The following is a 17,264-nucleotide window of genomic DNA, read 5'->3' as shown; positions in this document are numbered from 1 at the left end:
CAAGGGAATGTCAGGGTAATCAAGACTTCTACACATCAGGAGGACACCGTGGCCACATTTGCCCATTCCATCGGCGCCCAGACCTACCGCTTTGCCAGCCTCAAAGAGGTCATGGCCAAGGCCAGCCCGGCGCGCTCCGGGGATTTCCTGGCCGGTGTCGCCGCCCTTAACGACGGCGAGCGCGTCGCCGCGCAAATGGCCCTGGCTGATATCCCGTTGACTCACTTCCTGCAGGAAGTGCTGATTCCTTACGAGGCCGATGAAGTCACCCGACTGATCATCGACACTCACGACAAACAAGCCTTCGCCGTGGTCAGCCATCTCACCGTTGGCGGATTTCGCGACTGGCTGCTCAGCGATGCCGCCGACGAACAGAGCCTGCGCGCCCTCGCCCCGGGCCTGACGCCGGAAATGGCCGCAGCCGTATCAAAAATCATGCGCGTGCAGGACCTGGTGCTGGTCGCACAGAAAATCCGTGTGATCACGCACTTTCGCGGCACCATGGGCCTGCGGGGACGCTTATCCACCCGCCTGCAACCCAACCACCCCACCGACGAACCGGCCGGTATCGCCGCGAGCATTCTCGACGGCCTGCTGTACGGCAACGGTGACGCGATGATCGGCATCAACCCGGCCACCGACAGCATTGCCTCGATTTGCGCGATGCTGGAAATGCTCGACGCGATCATCCAGCGCTACGAAATTCCTACACAAGCCTGCGTGCTGACCCACGTCACCACGTCCATCGAAGCGATCAATCGCGGCGTTCCGCTGGACCTGGTGTTCCAGTCGATCGCCGGCACAGAAGCGGCCAATGCCAGCTTCGGCATCAACCTGAACGTGTTGCAGGAAGGTTACGACGCCGGTTTGAGCCTGAATCGCGGCACGCTTGGGCAAAACCTGATGTATTTCGAGACCGGCCAGGGCAGCGCGCTGTCGGCCAACGCCCACCACGGCATCGATCAACAAACCTGCGAAACCCGCGCCTACGCAGTTGCCCGACATTTCAAACCGTTTTTGGTGAACACCGTCGTAGGATTTATCGGCCCGGAATACCTCTACAACGGCAAACAGATCATCCGTGCAGGCCTGGAAGACCACTTCTGCGGCAAATTGCTGGGCGTGCCGATGGGCTGTGACATCTGTTACACCAACCACGCCGAAGCCGACCAGGACGACATGGACACCCTGCTGACCCTGCTGGGCGTGGCCGGGATCAACTTCATCATGGGCATCCCCGGTTCCGACGACATCATGCTCAACTACCAGACCACTTCGTTCCACGACGCGCTCTACGCCCGACAAACCCTGGGCTTGAAACCGGCGCCGGAGTTCGAACAGTGGCTGGCAAAAATGGGCATTTTCACTCAGGCCGATGGCAAGATTCATTTCGGCGAGCGCCTGCCGCCAGCCTTCCGCCAGGCGATGGGGCAACTGGGATGAGTGTCGAGATGGATAAACCGCCTGTTGATTTAGAAAATCCATTGCTGGAACTGCGGCGCCTGACCCCGGCACGGATTGCCCTGGGCCGCACCGGCACCAGCATGCCGACCAGCGCACAGCTGGATTTCCAGTACGCCCACGCCCAGGCTCGGGACGCGGTGCACCTGCCCTTCGACCATGCCGGGCTCAGCGCGCAATTGGCCGAATGCGGATACGAAAGTGTGCTCCTGCACAGCGCCGCCACCAACCGCGACAGTTATTTGCAGCGCCCTGACTTGGGGCGGAAATTGAGCGATGAGTCCGCACAAATCCTGCGCAACCATGCTTCAGCCTATCCCGGCGGCGTCGATCTGGTGATTGTCGTGGCCGATGGTTTGTCGGCACTGGCTGTGCACCGCCACACCGTGCCCTTCCTTTCGCGCATGCGAGAGCAGATCGAAGTCGATGGCTGGACGGTTTCACCGGTGATTCTGGTAGAACAAGGCCGGGTCGCGATAAGCGACGAAATCGGCGAGTTGCTGGGCGCAAAAATGGTGGTAATCCTGATTGGCGAACGCCCTGGCCTCAGCTCGCCAGACAGTCTGGGATTATATTTCACCTACAATCCAAAGGTCGGTCTGACGGATGCTTACCGCAACTGCATCTCCAATGTGCGACTGGAAGGCTTGAGTTATGGCATGGCGGCACACCGATTGCTGTATTTGATGCGCGAAGCCTGTCGGCGGCAGTTGTCGGGGGTCAACCTGAAGGACGAAGCGCAGCTTCAGACGCTGGAGTCGGACGCAGGAGCGGACATGAAAGGTAATTTCCTACTGAGCCTGCCGGATGCCTGAACCGTTTCCGCATTGCGTTTCTGATTCAATTTCAGGCAGGATCGAAACACGGCTGCCCGAGTGAAGAACCGTTCGCCGTCAGAGCATGTGAAGACAGCCACTTGAAGACGAGACCTATCGATGCGGATTATTCAAGCGACCCTTGAACACCTGGACCTGCTGACCCCGTTGTTCGTCAAATATCGCGAGTTTTATGGTTCCCTGCCGTATCCGGACTCGTCCCGGGCGTTCCTCGAGAAACGCCTGCGTCGCAAGGAGTCGGTGATCTACCTGGCCCTGGCCGATGATGACGACAAGAAGCTGATGGGTTTCTGTCAGCTGTACCCGAGCTTTTCGTCGCTTTCACTTAAACGCGTGTGGATCCTCAACGACATTTATGTCGCCGAAGACGCCCGCCGGCAGTTAGTGGCTGACAACCTGATGCGCACCGCGAAAAAAATGGCCAAGGAAACCAATGCCGTGCGCATGCGCGTTTCCACCAGCAGCGACAACAAAATCGCACAGAAAACCTACGAATCCATCGGATTCAAGGAAGACACTGAGTTTAAAAACTACGTGTTGCCGATCAGCGACGAGCTTTGATCCGCACCGAGCCCTCGTAGGAGCGAAGCTTGCTCGCGAAAGCGGTATGTCATTCAGCATATCCGCCGGATGCCCGACCGCTTTCGCGAGCAATCGAGCGTCGACCGGCTGCTCCTACAAAAAAAAACAGACCGCGCCGCCGGTCTTGCGCGACACTCCTCGCTACAAACTCGACGCGCTTTTCACTTCTCAGCCCGTATAATGCCGACCTTTCCGGCTTGTAAGAAAAACTACACCCGTCTGTAGCCTTACGCGAAGTCATCCGCACAGGCCTGCCGAGTCGGGCCGTCACCACAGGTGCCTCCATGGATTTCAACCCGCTCGACCTTATCCTGCATCTCGATGTTTACCTCGACTTGCTGGTAAACAACTACGGGCCATGGATCTACGCCATCCTGTTTCTGGTGATCTTCTGCGAGACCGGCCTGGTGGTGATGCCTTTCCTGCCAGGCGATTCCCTTCTTTTCATCGCCGGTGCCGTGGCGGCCGGTGGCGGCATGGACCCGGTATTGCTCGGTGGCCTGCTGATGCTGGCGGCGATCCTCGGGGACAGCACCAACTACATCATCGGACGAACGGTGGGCGAGCGACTGTTCAGCAACCCGAACTCGAAAATTTTCCGCCGCGATTACCTGCAACAAACCCACGACTTCTATGACAAGCACGGCGGCAAAACCGTGACCCTGGCGCGCTTCCTGCCGATCATTCGCACCTTTGCACCGTTCGTCGCCGGCGTGGCGAAAATGCCTTACCCGCGTTTCTTCTTTTTCAGCGTCCTCGGCACCATCCTCTGGGTTGGCGGTTTGGTGACCCTCGGTTACTTCTTCGGCAACGTGCCGTTCATCAAGAAAAACCTCTCGCTGCTGGTAGTGGGCATCATTCTGCTGTCACTGGTGCCGATGATCATCGGCGTGATTCGCAGCCGCTTCGGTAGCGCCGCGTCCAAAGCCGAACCACACTGAACGATGTGGTCGCTCAGCGCCTGGCGTCGCCGGCGCATCCTGGCCAGGCACCCTATTGCCGACGATATGTGGCAACGGGTGCGCCATCACCTGAGTTTCCTCGACGGCATCAGCGCGGCTGAAGACCAGTGGTTGCGCGAAGCCTGCGTACTGTTTCTCGACGACAAGCACCTGACCGCCCTGCCCGGCGTCGAACTCCATCAGGAGCAGCGTTTGCTGCTCGCCGCCCAGGCGCAATTACCGTTGCTGAAGCTGGGCGATCTGAACTGGTATCAGGGTTTTCACGAAATCGTCCTCTACCCCGACGACTTCCTCAGCCCGCAGCGCCATCGCGACGCCAGTGGCGTTGAACACGAGTGGGACGGCGAACACAGCGGCGAAGCCTGGCAGCAAGGCCCCATCATCCTGGCCTGGCCCGGCGTGATGGCCAGTGGTGGCTGGGAAGGCTACAACCTGGTGATCCACGAACTCGCGCACAAGCTCGACATGCTCAACGGCGACGCCAACGGCCTGCCGCCGCTGCACGCGGACATGCGCGTCAGCGACTGGGCCAAGGTCATGCAAGAGGCCTACGACGACCTCGACGGGCAACTGGAGCGCAACCCGGACGCCGAAACCGCCATCGACCCCTACGCCGCGGAAAACCCCGCCGAGTTCTTCGCGGTCACCAGCGAATACTTCTTCAGCGCCCCGGATTTGCTGCATGAGGCTTATCCACAGGTCTACGAACAGTTGAGTCTGTTTTATCGACAGGATCCGTTGGCCCGGCTGCGGCAACTTCTGGCCGAAGACCCGGTCTATCAGGCACGCGACTAAGGTCTACACAACCTCTGGTCCATAGCAACGGCTGCGGAATATGCCTATAATCGCCGCCACTTTTTGGTCAATCCGGCCAAGTGTTTTTGGTCAACTAACGGGGGCACCGCCCAATGAGCTACAGCAAGATTCCGGCTGGCAAAGACCTGCCGAACGACATCTACGTCGCTATCGAGATTCCGGCCAACCACGCGCCGATCAAATACGAAATCGACAAAGACAGCGATTGCCTGTTCGTTGACCGTTTCATGGCCACCCCGATGTTCTACCCGGCCAACTACGGTTACATCCCGAACACCCTGGCTGACGACGGTGATCCCCTCGACGTGCTGGTCGTGACCCCTTACCCGGTTGCTCCAGGCTCCGTGATCCGCGCTCGTCCGGTCGGCATCCTGAACATGACCGACGACGGCGGCGGCGATGCCAAAGTCATCGCAGTCCCACACGACAAGCTGTCCCAGCTGTACGTCGACGTGAAGGAATACACCGACCTGCCAGCCCTGCTGATTCAGCAGATCGAGCACTTCTTCGCGAACTACAAAGATCTCGAAAAAGGCAAATGGGTGAAAATCGAAGGCTGGGCCGGTGCAGACGCCGCCCGCGAAGCGATCACCAAGTCGGTTGCTGCCTATAAAGGCTGAGACGCCACTGGCCTTGCGCCACTGACGACTTGAAAAAACCCCGGTTTATCCGGGGTTTTTTGTGCGCGCAGAAAAGCTTTTAAACGTGCCGTTTAACCATCCGGTGAATCGGTTTTTTCTTGTTTAATTTTTACTCGATACGTCTTACATCCGGTCTTAAATTTCCCTCGTATTTTGAACGCTTCGTTTATTCAAAGCCTCGCCATACGCCCGTAAACTCGTGCCCATGAAGAAAAAAAACACTAGCGGTCCACGGTTTAAAGCGCTCCTCAAAGTAGCGAACATCACGACGACCGGATTCGCCGAATACCTCGGCACGGCGCCGCAAAACGTCCACAACTGGTACACCCGCGGTGTGCCCGATCACTGCATGGAAGCCGTCGCCAGAAAACTCTCAGTCAACAGCGAGTGGCTCAAATATCTCGAAGGCCCGAAAGACGCCAAACACCTGCGGCTGGTCAGCGACACCGGTAACACCTTCGACGCCCAGGCCCTCCGCGGCATCTACACCGTCATCGAACCCACTGATGTCGAATTGCCCTTTTACAAAGAAACGCACGTCGCTCCCGGCTCCAGCAAAACCCACGTGATCGAGGACACCAGCCACCCCATCCGCCTACCCCGAAGCCACCTCGACTCTCTGGAAATCAACCATGCGGATGCCATCTGCGCCTACATGATCGGCAACAGCATGGCCGAGAAAATTGAAGACGGCTCAACCATCGCCATCGATCGCGGCCTGACCCAGATTGTCGATGGAGAAATTTATGCGATCGAACACGACGGGATGCTGCGCATCAAATACCTGCACCGAATGCCGGGCAATGGATTGCGAATGCGCAGCCACAACAGCGCCGAGTACCCGGATGAGACTTTCAGGGCCGCGCAAATTGAAGAGCAGAACATCCGGGTGTTGGGATGGGTGTTTTGGTGGTCGACGCTGAATAAGCGTCGCCCGCCCATTCCGTTCCTGTAACACCGCGCCGCGCCCTTCGCGAGCAAGCCCGCTCCCACAGGGATTGCGCAGTACCTGTGGGAGCGGGCTTGCCCGCGAAGGCGGTGGAACATTCACCTCAAAACCCGGATCAGCTACCCGATCCCAAGCAACTAACAGCTCTACCCCGCACACCACACTGGGAATTCCCCAAAAAAATCAGTATGCTGCGCCCCACATTTGCGCATCGACCCGCCCCGCGGCTCCGATCGCACCGACAAGGCAGATGATTTTCTCGCCGAGTCCCACAGCCGGACGCAAGATCCGGGTGTACGTTTTGAAGGCTGGCGCGGTTTACCAAAAATGAACCAAGCCAGTCCCCGAGAAGCCGGCCACAAGCCGGCTTTTTAATGCCTGAAAGAAAGTACGCAATGCCCAATCACGGATAACTAAACCCCTTAACCAACGTCAACTCCCCCACCGCCCGCATCGGCACCAGAAAAGTCTCCATCTTCTCGTTCGGCGTCCCTTCCTCGGTAATCACCGTCACCTGCGCCGTCGTCAGCGGCTGAACCGCATCCTCCTGCCCGTCTTCATCGCTCCGATACCCGCCCCCAAAGTAATTCACATACACCAAATACTGCCCTTTGATCGGCGCCGGCATGGCGAAGATTTCCGGCCCATACCCCGTCGTCACGTCCACATCCAGCGCCGCGCCATTGGGCGCAACACGATCGCCGTACCAGATGTGCGCGCCATCAGGCGTGATGAGGTGCAAGTCCAGATCCGTGCCGTCGCTGTCCCAGGCCAGCAGCACCCGCAATTTCGCCGGTGTCGCACCGCCGCTGGCGTTGAGGAACTGCGTGCGATGGCGTTGTTGGCCATCGGGACTGCGGACTTCGACGCTGTTGCTGCCGTTGGGGAAGGAGAACGGTCGGTCAAAGCGGCCAGCGGGATCGATTTTCAGCGGCATGCTGACGCCGTTGACGATCAACCGGCCCGGTTCAGTGGACTTGGGGGTGGCTTTGATCTGGCCGGTGATGCGTGCGGTGTTGGCTTGGCCCACCGGAGTGTTCACCGAGGAGGCCGGGTAGTTGACGGTCTGGCGGAAGTTTTCGCCTTCGCCCTCGGCCGCGCCCGTGCGCCAGCCGCCGACGGGGGTGTCGAGTTTGACGGCGCTTTCAGCCGCAAAAATCGTCGGCAACACGCAAACAGAACAAAGGAACAGGAAGACCTGTGGATAACGGAGTTTCATGGCCTATTCCAGCAAGAGGTGGCGGGCGAGCCCTTCGATGTAGGTTTCATCCTGGCCGTTGGGGTGTGCTTCGAAGGCCAGGTGCAGGTATTCGTGGGTCAGGTCGAGGCGGTCTTGCAGCGACAGCACGCCGCGCACGTAAATGCGCTGACGCTCGCGGTCCACAAAAGGGCGGCCGAAGGCCAGGCGGCAGACGGCGAAGGTGCTGACTTCGTTGTAGCCGGTTTCGTTTTCGAGGCGTTGGCGCCAGCCGCGGCGTTGGGTTTGCAGCCAGTCTTGGGCGGCGGGCAGTGCTTCGCAGGAGGCGACGGGGTTGTCCCAGCGGCTGAGGCTCGCACGCGGGTAGGCGTGCAGCAGGATGGCGTCGTAGCGCTGGCCGGCGTTGGCTTGTTCGACGGCGTGCTGCCAGGAGAGTTTGTCCGGGCCGGGTTGATCGGAGTGATAGGTGACGGTGCTGCCGGCGAGTACCAGGTCACTGGTCCACGCGGCGATGTTGCGTGATTCGGCGGTGGCCGGGCGTGGGGCGACGCGTTGGCGGCTGCTGCTGTCGTCGATGCTCAGGCAGTCGCCGTTGCGGGTGGCGTTTTGCAGCAGGTAGGTGCGGATGGCGATGGCCAACGCTTTGGCGGCTTCAGCAGGTTCGGACTTGGCTTCTCGTTGCAGGACGCGAGCGACATATTCTTCGCGGTCCAGACGGGCGATCAATTTATCGCCCACCAAAAACAGTTCTCCGTCGCTGTGGATATCGAGTTGGTTGCCATTAGAAAACTCGACGCGAAAATCGCCCTGCAGTGGTCCGGAAGAAACAACACGATCCCCCGCCAGAATCCGCCCGATCGGATAACGAGAAAACAGGCCGACTTCGACGCAGCGCCCCGCATCCAGAGGCCAATCAACCGGCAGCACCGAAGCCAACGCCTCACCATAATTGCGCAGCACCATTTGACTGGTCCCGCGCCCACCCGCCCAGATCGGCGTGCCATCCGCCATCCAACCGGCAAACCCACCCTGACGCGACGATGGATCCTGGTCGCCCAACCAGCTCCAGGTTTTCACCCGCAACCGGCCACCGAGTTCGCCGACGACATTGCCGTCGGCGGCATTCAACACCACGTCCAGCAACACGCGCCGAGCCTGATCCTGCGCGGGCATCACGGCCAGCACTTTAAGCAATTCAACCACCGACACTCGCGTGGATGGCTGCAATGAAGGCAAGTCCAGCAACCACTCCGGTGCCTGCCGTGCCTGCCAATACGTGCGCCAATCAGCGCCAGCAATGCCCAACCGCGCGGGCTCGAAGTACAAGCCACACGACTTCACCAACGCCTGATCGCGCTCGATCTTGCCGCCTGCGGTGCAGCAATAGACTTCTTCTTTCGACTGCCCGCGACACTCATACGCGGGCTCACGGGCGCTGGTATCCACCAGCCAGCCGTACACAAACAACTTCCACAGACTGCCCAATGGCGTTTGCAAATCCGAAGGCAACGGTTCGCGAGCAATCACCTGAGTCCGGCTCAGCGACAGCAATTCACCCTTGAAGCCCAGACGCAGCGGCTCGTCCTGCGCCGTCGCCAGCGCAGGGATCAAACACAGCAGCCACCAAAGCAAACGCCGGGTCATGTCAGTTGACCGTGACCTGACCAAGCGCCGGTTTCTGTTCCTGAGCCTGATGCTGCGGCGCGTAGACCTGAGTGAAACGCACCGGCGGCAGGTTGAACTGGCCTTTCTGCGAGAAGCGCACCAGGTGACGCAGACGCAATTCACCGCTCAAGGCATCCACCGGAACCCCGTAAGCCATCTGCCCCGGTTCGAAGCGCGCCTTCTCCAACGCTGTCGGTTCAGTGCCAGCCTTGCCCATCAACTTGATGCCCCACGTGGTGCGCTCGACATCCGCGCCCGGCGGCAGCGGTACTTCGATCATGCCGTAGCGCAGCGGTTTCGCGGCTTTGCTGGTGATGATCACTTCGTCCAGATACAGGCTGTCGCTGGACAACGGCTTGGTGCCCACCGCTTCCAGTTTGAAGGTGAAGGCTTCGTCACCCGGCACCAGACGCGACAAGCGACGGGTGATGGTCACCGCCATCGGATCAACCGGCGGTTGTTTGGTCTGGAAACTCAACGCAGCACGCAACGGACGTTCTTGCGTCCCGCTCAGCGACAACACTGCCGGCACCGACGAAGCGCCCTGCCACGTCCAATACATCTCACCGGTATCACCGTATTTTTTCTTCCAGCCTTCACCCGGTGCCAGTGCGATGGTGGGCGAAGCCTGCTCGATGCTGCGTTGCAACCACGTCAGCGCCAATGCGCGCTCCAGGGTCGATTGCTGTGGCAACAAACGTTGCAACAACGCTTGCGCATGAGCCTGATCGAAGCTTTGCAGCGACAGGTTCAAGGCTTCGGCAAACGGCTGCGAACTGACGGCCAGACGCTGTTGCGCATCCGCCAGTTGCCGATTGAAGGCATCCGGCAAAGTGACCTTCGACTGCTTCGCCAAAGAAGCGGTCAACGCACGCGCCGCCGCCAGGCCCAACGCCGAATCCGGATCGCTCATGACAATGCTGTCTTCGCCATCCTCCATCAGCGTCGCGGCATTGCCCTCACCCGCTTTCGCCAGATCATCCATCAAACCACTGAGCAACGTGTTGACCGGCAATTGCATCTGCTTGGCGAACGACAGGATCAACGCACGCTGCAACAGCGGCGTGTTTTTCGCCTGCTTCGAATACACCTCCAGCACCCGCTGCCAATGCTCCGGCGGCAGGCTCAGTTCCAGCGCTTTGCTGGCGTGCCAGTCGGCGTAATAGGCGTACGCGGTGAGGAACGCGTCCGGCTCACCGTCCATGCCCCACCAGGTGAAACTCGCCGACGGCCCGGCCATTTGCACCAGGCGCAGACGGCTGTTCTGCATGATCAGGCGCAAGCGATCGCGGATCTGTGGGTTCGACGACAAGGTCGGGTAGGCAATGCTCAACGGCAACAAACGACTGGCCGTCTGCTCGACGCCGCCGTACGGATAGCTGAGCAAATCATCCAGCGCCGAACGGAACAGCGCTTGCGGGCTGTCATCCAGACGCAGGCGAATGTCCGTCGCATCTGCCGGCAAGGTCAGCGGCGTATCACCGCTGGCCACGTCCAGGCTTTGACTCTGCGTAACGAGCCAACCTTCGCCGGTCGCGGTCAGACGCACGGCCAGGGCGTCAGCGGTTTTGCCGTCCTGCACCAACTCGGCGGTCCACTCGCCACTGGCCAAGTCGAACGCCGGGAGCGCGATGTAATTGATGCCGTTGTTCAGCGTCACTGGCACCCGTTGTTCGGCGCCGGCGAAATGAATCACCAGCTCAGCCTTGACCGGTTTTTCCGCCTGGCTGAAGGCGAACACGCCGAGATCCGGTTTGTCGCCAGTGCGGAATTTGGTCGGGCCGCTCCACTTCAGGTACAGCGGCTTTTCCGAGCGCAGGAATTGCTTTTTCTGCCCGACCTGACCGTCATCGGCGATGGCGCGCGCGGTGATGCGCCAGCGGGTCAGCGAGTCCGGCATCTTGAAGGTGAAGCGGGTTTTGCCGTTGGCGTCGGTGATCAATTCCGGCTGCCACGCGGCGGTGTCGACATCTTCACGTCGCGGCCGCTCCAGCACTTTCACACCGCGTTCGCTGCGATTGGCTTTGCCCGGTGCACCGGGGCTACCCGGCAACGCGACGTCGTAGCTGATGAACGACAGACTGGCGCTGGTGCGCACGTTGTTGCGGCGCGGATGGTAGAAGAACTGGTCGATGGTCGGCGCCACTTCCGGTTGCAGCGCGTAGACCATTTCGTCGACGACGCTGACCGTCAGGTGCGCCGGAATCGGCTTGCCGGCGAACTGCGTTGTCAGGTCCACAGACACCGTATCGCCCGGCTGATACACCTCTTTATCGGTGACGATGGCGACGTCGATTTGCGGCGCAACCACCTTGATGCCAGCGTTCTGGAAGCTGTACTGACCGCCCTTGGTGTAGAGCACGGAGAAGGTCAGGTTCGGCGCGAAATTATCCTTCACCGGAATGCGCGCGCGGTATTGGGTGTCGCTGAGTTTTTCCATTTTCAGCCAGTCGCCGCCCTTCGACATCAGCGCGGTGGCCTCGACCTTGTCGCGTTCCAGCGACAGCAAGGCATCGCTGACAGGCTCAGGGAAAGTGATCAGCGCGAGGGCTTCGTCGCCTGCCTTGTACTCGGGTTTATCGAGGACGATTTCCACGGTGCCGGGCACGGCTTTGACGCCATCGCCAGTGACCGAATGACCCGTGGCACCGACCACGCGACCATGGTCATCCTTCAACGTCAGGTTGTAAGTCCCCGGACGTTCGAAGGCCAACGTGAAGCCTTTATCGCTTGCCGCCAGTTTGCCTTCGCCCGTGGTCTGATCTTCCAGACGCACCCAGCTGTAGCCGCTTGGCGTGACCGCTTTGCTTTGCTCGCTGCCACCCTCATTCAGGTAGCTGAATGCAACCTTGTCGCCCACCGCACTGAAGCGCTGCGGTGCGTTCAAGCGGAAACTCGCGGCGCCACGGTCGATGAGGATTTCCTTGGTGGTCTTGACCCGATACGCCGCGCCATCGCTGGCGAAAACGGTGAGCATGTAACGGCTCGGTTTCTCGGCGGCGGGCAGGTCGAGGGTCGCGTTGCCCTTGGAGTCGGTGGTCAGTTCGGTGCTGGTCAGTTCCACCGGGAACTGCCCCAGGTATTGCAGCTCGTTATCGACCATCGACAGTTGCTGGGCACGCAGGCTCAGGCTCAACTTGGCATTCGCGACGGGTTTGCCGTCCGGGTACAACAGCACCAAGCTGCCTTTCACCGGTTCGCCGGTGCGGTAATCCTGCTTGGCCAGGTTCAGCGAAATCTCGAAGTGCGGCTTGATGTATTCAGCCACGCGGAAGGCACTGCTGTAGGCCTGATCCTTGTAGCTGAAACGCAGTTCATAACCGCCCGCGACCGCGTTGTCCGGCAGCTGGAAACGACCTTGTGTGCCGGCCTTGGAATCCAGCTTCAGCGCCAGCGTTTGCAGTGCGGTGCCGGTGGCATCGAGTACCGTGACATTCACATCAGCCGCCGTCGGCAACACCGAGTCACGGGCGTTCTTGAACTCGCGACCGACGATTTTCAGCGACACCCAATCCCCCGGCCGATACAGCGGCCGGTCCGTAAACGCATAGAGTTTGGTGTCGTAGATTTCGCTGTCGTAATAGAAGTTCTCGGAGACAAATACCCCGCCCTCTTCGTCCTCGCCGATCACGAACGAACGCTCCGGGCTGACGTGTTTCAGGCGCAGCAAACCATCGGCATCGGTGGCGCCACTGCTCATCACGCCGAGGCCATCGGTCCACAACACATTGACCTTCGGCACCGAACTGCCTTCGTGTTTGCGTGCGGCCCAGACCAGCAGTTCATCACCGGCAATCTTGCTCACGGCCACGGTGTTGGAAACGAAAACCATGGTGGTCGCGCGGTACTTGCCAATCAGCGCTTCCACCAGGTACAGGCCCGGCTTCAGGTTGCCCAACGGGATGTACACGTTGCCCGGCGCGACAGTGACGAACTCGCTGGACGAACCGGCGAGGTTCACGCCCTCGGGCGGCTGGATCGGTTTGGCTTGCCACAGTGGATAACGGAACTGACTGACCACCGGCAGGCCCGGAATCAGTGCGAATTGCGGCTGCGCGTCGTAAGGCGTTGGCGCGGCGATGGCAGTGCCCATCTTCAGTTCCGGCACTTCCTCGGTGACTTGTTTACGGGACTCGTAGGAAAACGCCCGCTGCATCACGCGACGGGATTTGCGGTACCAGTTGTCCCACAGGTACGCGAGGGTGTTCGACAGGCCTTCACCCTTGAACTGGCCGTCGCTGACCACGCGGTGCAGGTTCTTCTGGCGCTTGAGGAAATCCAGCGGTTTGTCGATGCGGTACACACGAATGTCCGCGCCGCCGTAAGGCTCCATGCGGAAGCGACGATAGTCACGGCCCGGTGCTTCGAGGCGCACCATCGCCTGTTCGTCGCTGGCAAAACTGCTGTCCGCCAGCAGGAAAAAGCTTTCACCGGCCACCGGCGTGTAGCCGCTCGGTTCGACGGTGTCTTCGGCATTCACTGCCGAAAAAGGCAGGACCAATACCAACAGTAGAGACAGAAAACGCAGCATGCGGGCACCGGTCATTGGGAGAGAAAGTTCAGTCGATAGACGCCGATGAAGTTGGGGTTGGCTGCGTCGGGTATCCATCGGGTGTCCTTCCATGTCATGAGTTGCTGCAGGCTCGCGGAACGCATGCCGTTGTCAGTGGGGGTGGTGGTGCCGGTGTGATAGGCGATGTAGCGGCCCATCCAGATCATCAGGTGCTGGTCGTCGCCCTGATCGAAAAACATCAGGTCGCCGGGCCGGGCTTGCGCCAGGTCGCGGCCAACCAGATGGCTGTTGAACTGAATCAGTTTGATCGCGTTGACGTACGGCCCGACCTTGCCGCCGCCCTGCTGCCATTGCTGGGCGAGGCCACGCTGGGCATCACTCAATTGCAGCTCCGGCGGCAGGTAGCGGTTGGACAGGCCATTGCTGCGCAGCCATTTGTCGTCATGGACTTTCAGCGCTTCGTTGGCGGCAAAACGCACCAGCCCCGCGCAGTCCTGCTGATACCAGCGCGGGCTCGGGCCCTGGGTCAGTTGTTCCTGGGCGATGCGCACGAACCAGGCGCGGAACACCTGGGATTGCTGCACGTCGAGCGGCGCGGCGTCACTGGCAAATGCCCGACTGCCCAGCAACATCGCCAGCAGGCCGAGACCTCGGATAAGTGCGGTCACAGCGCTTTCCATTCCAGCGGCAGCCATTGCCAATGGCCGTCGGGCTCGCTGCCTTCCGGCAACGTCAGCGCGTATTTGCCGTAGCCGCCGAGCTTGCGCAGTTTCGGGATCAGGTAAGTTTGCGCGGCGTTGTAGAACACCGGCTCCATGTCCTGCGGCAGGCTGTCGAGGGTTTCCTGTTGCATCAGCTGCGCCATGGAATCCGGGCCGAAGTAGACCGGCATCAACAGGTCTTTCGGCACCACGTCGGCCATTGGCGGGAAGCGTTTGTCGAGGGTGCCGAGGGCTTTGTCCACGAGTTTGTCGTCGAGGGAGAACAGCAGCGTCGAACCGTGGCGCGCCAGGCTCACGCGCATGAAGGCCTTGCCGGTGATGGCGTTCGGGTCCTCGGCGTCCTTGGCTTTGTAAGGACCGAAATTGGAACTGACCTGACGCTGCCACTGGTGGTTTTCACCTTCCTGCTTCTCGACCACCGGGAACGCGTGTTCTTCGACGTTGCCTTCGTAGGCGCCGGCCATCGAGCTGAACAAGCTGCCCAGGTCACCGTCGAGTTTGGCGCTGTCGTCGTCATTCAGACTGGCCACCAGCAGCGGCGTGTACAGCCGAGAATCGGCGTACCAGCACAGGCCGGCGGCACCGGCCATGTGTTCGGTCAGCGCCTGGGCCACGGTTTCTTCGGCACCGAGTTTCACCAGCAACGGTTTCTGTTGTTCGGCGGCGAGCGGCAGGGCCACACAAGCACTCGCGCCCATCGGCATGGCTTGCCAGATCGGTTTGAAATCGAAGTCTGGCTGGTTTTCCAGTTCGTCCATGGCGAGGAAGCTGTGCCAGCCCTTGTCGTCCATGTCGAAACGCAGGCCGGCGAAGTTCGGGATGAACCGCTGGTAACCCATGGCCAGCACGCTGGAATTGACCGACAGACGTTGTTTCACTTCCGGCGCGCGCAGTGGCAGGCCGAAGGCTTCGGGGAAGAGTTTCTGACCGCCTAGCAATGCTTCCAGCGATTGAGTCGAAACCATCCCAGGCTCATCGATCGGGCCATTACTGTTGTCGTACAGTTTCGAAGGATTGGACAGCACCACCAGCTTGTCGCCATGAGAGGCAAACAGCAGCGCCTTGCTGTTGTTGTAGGTGAGCTGATACAGCGGCACCGTCTCGCCGGTGACCTTGATGTCACCGAGTTGTGTCAGCTGCGAATCATCCAGCGCCACTTTGGCCAACGGCTCTAGCACCTTGGCCAGACCACCGCGATCCATCACCAACAAAAAGTCTTTGAGGCGACCATCCGCCCCGCGCCACAACGCGACATCCGCCGGTTGATCGAAAAGCTGCTCGATCAGGCTGTCCTGCAACTTCAGGTCATGTTCGTAGATGATCCGCCGCAGACTGCCGATCAAGCCGAGGCGATCGGCATGCGCTTCGTAATAGAAGACGAAATCTTCGGTCAGGGTTTCCTTGAGGAACGGCACCGCCAGCAAGTCCTTGGGCAATTGGCTCAAGGAATGGGCTTCGAGCAGGCCGTCCGGGCGGCTCATGCCCAGTTTGTCGCTGGCCAATTGCGCCGCCGGCGCCTTGGGTTTGTGCATGAACCAGCCAAGTCCGGCAGCCACGCCAGCCACCAGGATTAGCCCGCCCAACAGCAACGGCCAGCGCCGGGAAGGTTTGGCAGCAGGTGCGTCGGCGGCCGGGGTAACAGTGTTATCGCTCATGTTCACAAAGCCCATTTCATCCGTGGAGCGGGATGCTTAATAGTTGAAAGTCTTGACCAGCAGCAGGTCACCGATCGCGCGCAGGGGCACGATGAAGGTCTCGCGTTTTTCGTCGACGGTGTTTTCGTTCAGCACCAGGTTGATCTGCGAGGTGATCACCTCGTTCTGGTTGCTGGTCTCATCGAAGTTATAGCCGCCGCTGCCGAAGTTGCCCCAATAGTTCACGTAAACCAGATAGGTGCCATGCAGCGGCGCGGTCATGGTGAACATTTCCGGGCCGGGGCCGTCGACGCCGTCCGGGTCGAGGCCGCCGCCGTTGCTCATCGCCGGGCGAGCCCAGAACGCATGTTGGCCGTCGGGGGTAATGATGTGCAGGTCGAGCTCGGCTTTCGGATCGTCCCAACCCAGCACCACGCGAATCCGCGCCGGGGTACGCAGGTTGTTGGCTTCATAGAATTGGACGCGCTTGAGGGATTGGCCTTCGACGCTGCGCACTTCGACGCTGTTGGAGCCCGCGCCAAACGCGTACGGCCGGGCGAAACGCCCCTGGTCGTCGGTGTACAGGTTCAGAGGATTGCCGTTGACCGCCAGCGTGTGCGGCCCGCGTTGAGTGCCGATGGCCTTGAGCTGGCCTTCGATCATCGTGCGATTGCGCTGTACGCCCCGGTCGATGGGCGGCGTTGGGTAGGCGACTCGCGGGTTTTCGCTGCGATCGAGCAGGCCGTTGTAGCGCCAGCCGCCCACCGGTTCCGACAGCTCGGCTGTCGGTTCGGCACAGGCTGCGGTCGCGCAGACCCACCCCATCAGCAATAGAAGAAATGAACGCATGTGATGCCTCCTGCCATGCATAACGAAACCTTGCGCCTGATCCTCGGCGCGTTACAGATCCAAATACTGCGTTTCGTCAGAAAGACCCGTGACTATTGGGTCGTAGAAGGCGCGAAGGTTAGCCATTTGGCGGGTTTTTAACAATCGGATACATCTTGAATTGCGGGGGGGATCACGATGATTGTTGGGTGTGGGCTGAATAATCCTTGTCATTGCAGTAGTGCTGTTACCTGAGAACGCAGTTAGCGGGGTGGTCCTGCGGATGTATCCGGCACCTTTGTGGGAGCGGGCTTGCTCGCGAAGGCTGTGTGTCTGGTGACGAGTTTTTTGATGGTGTACATACCCATTACTGGGGTAACGGCGGCTATTGGTTCCGCCCTTACGGCGGGTCACTTGGAAGAGCGCCAAGTAACCAAGCGCCCGCGCCCCTGACGTA

Annotated in this window: 13 protein-coding genes; 7 read left to right on the top strand and 6 right to left on the bottom strand. The window is 60.3% G+C overall.

The annotated features are described in order from the left end of the window. Window positions 1–48: 48 nt before the first annotated feature. The 7 genes from J4E42_RS14175 (at window position 49) to J4E42_RS14145 (ending at window position 6,253) form a co-directional block, all read left to right on the top strand. On the top strand, window positions 49–1,443 hold the full coding sequence (locus tag J4E42_RS14175; protein ID WP_192228058.1) for an ethanolamine ammonia-lyase subunit EutB: 1,395 nt from the start codon (window positions 49–51) through the stop codon (window positions 1,441–1,443). Between the two features lie 8 nt (window positions 1,444–1,451). Next, window positions 1,452–2,276, top strand: a complete 825-nt coding sequence (gene eutC, locus J4E42_RS14170) for an ethanolamine ammonia-lyase subunit EutC (RefSeq protein ID WP_207285478.1) — start codon at window positions 1,452–1,454, stop codon at window positions 2,274–2,276. Between the two features lie 120 nt (window positions 2,277–2,396). Next, window positions 2,397–2,858 carry an N-acetyltransferase gene (locus tag J4E42_RS14165; RefSeq protein ID WP_008042983.1) on the top strand — a complete coding sequence of 154 codons (462 nt, stop codon included), beginning with the start codon at window positions 2,397–2,399 and terminating at the stop codon, window positions 2,856–2,858. A 305-nt stretch (window positions 2,859–3,163) separates the two neighbouring features. Further along, complete coding sequence (locus J4E42_RS14160; protein ID WP_008042985.1) at window positions 3,164–3,820, top strand: DedA family protein; 657 nt, start codon at window positions 3,164–3,166, stop codon at window positions 3,818–3,820. A gap of 3 nt (window positions 3,821–3,823) precedes the next feature. Further along, window positions 3,824–4,636 carry a zinc-dependent peptidase gene (locus J4E42_RS14155; protein ID WP_008042987.1) on the top strand — a complete coding sequence of 271 codons (813 nt, stop codon included), beginning with the start codon at window positions 3,824–3,826 and terminating at the stop codon, window positions 4,634–4,636. 113 nt (window positions 4,637–4,749) lie between these two features. After that, window positions 4,750–5,277, top strand: a complete 528-nt coding sequence (gene ppa, locus J4E42_RS14150) for an inorganic diphosphatase (protein ID WP_007990564.1) — start codon at window positions 4,750–4,752, stop codon at window positions 5,275–5,277. A gap of 226 nt (window positions 5,278–5,503) precedes the next feature. Continuing rightward, window positions 5,504–6,253 carry a S24 family peptidase gene (locus J4E42_RS14145; protein ID WP_207285477.1) on the top strand — a complete coding sequence of 250 codons (750 nt, stop codon included), beginning with the start codon at window positions 5,504–5,506 and terminating at the stop codon, window positions 6,251–6,253. A 397-nt stretch (window positions 6,254–6,650) separates the two neighbouring features. Here J4E42_RS14145 and J4E42_RS14140 read toward each other — a convergent pair whose 3' ends face one another. From J4E42_RS14140 to J4E42_RS14115, 6 genes are read right to left on the bottom strand one after another with little or no spacing between them, the layout of a single operon-like run. Further along, window positions 6,651–7,466: a YfaP family protein gene (locus J4E42_RS14140; protein WP_207285476.1), complete on the bottom strand. Its 816-nt coding sequence runs from the start codon at window positions 7,464–7,466 to the stop codon at window positions 6,651–6,653. A gap of 3 nt (window positions 7,467–7,469) precedes the next feature. Further along, the gene (locus J4E42_RS14135; protein ID WP_207285475.1) at window positions 7,470–9,089 is read right to left on the bottom strand and encodes a DUF2300 domain-containing protein; all 1,620 of its coding nucleotides are present in this window, start codon (window positions 9,087–9,089) and stop codon (window positions 7,470–7,472) included. A gap of 1 nt (window position 9,090) precedes the next feature. Next, window positions 9,091–13,656 (bottom strand): alpha-2-macroglobulin, encoded by a 4,566-nt coding sequence (locus J4E42_RS14130; protein WP_207285474.1) that lies wholly within the window; start codon window positions 13,654–13,656, stop codon window positions 9,091–9,093. Next, on the bottom strand, window positions 13,653–14,303 hold the full coding sequence (locus J4E42_RS14125) for a DUF1175 family protein (protein WP_207285473.1): 651 nt from the start codon (window positions 14,301–14,303) through the stop codon (window positions 13,653–13,655). Before J4E42_RS14125 ends, J4E42_RS14130 begins: the two co-directional genes overlap by 4 nt. Beyond that, window positions 14,288–16,000 (bottom strand): DUF2138 domain-containing protein, encoded by a 1,713-nt coding sequence (locus J4E42_RS14120; protein WP_207285472.1) that lies wholly within the window; start codon window positions 15,998–16,000, stop codon window positions 14,288–14,290. Before J4E42_RS14120 ends, J4E42_RS14125 begins: the two co-directional genes overlap by 16 nt. 36 nt (window positions 16,001–16,036) lie before the next feature. Continuing rightward, on the bottom strand, window positions 16,037–16,828 hold the full coding sequence (locus J4E42_RS14115; protein WP_207285471.1) for a YfaP family protein: 792 nt from the start codon (window positions 16,826–16,828) through the stop codon (window positions 16,037–16,039). Window positions 16,829–17,264 lie beyond the last annotated feature (436 nt).

This window comes from Pseudomonas sp. FW300-N2A2, from assembly GCF_017351735.1.
Lineage (GTDB): Bacteria > Pseudomonadota > Gammaproteobacteria > Pseudomonadales > Pseudomonadaceae > Aquipseudomonas > Aquipseudomonas migulae.
The sequence above is the reverse complement of the archived record's forward strand: the minus strand, read 5'-3'. Positions and strand labels throughout refer to the sequence as shown.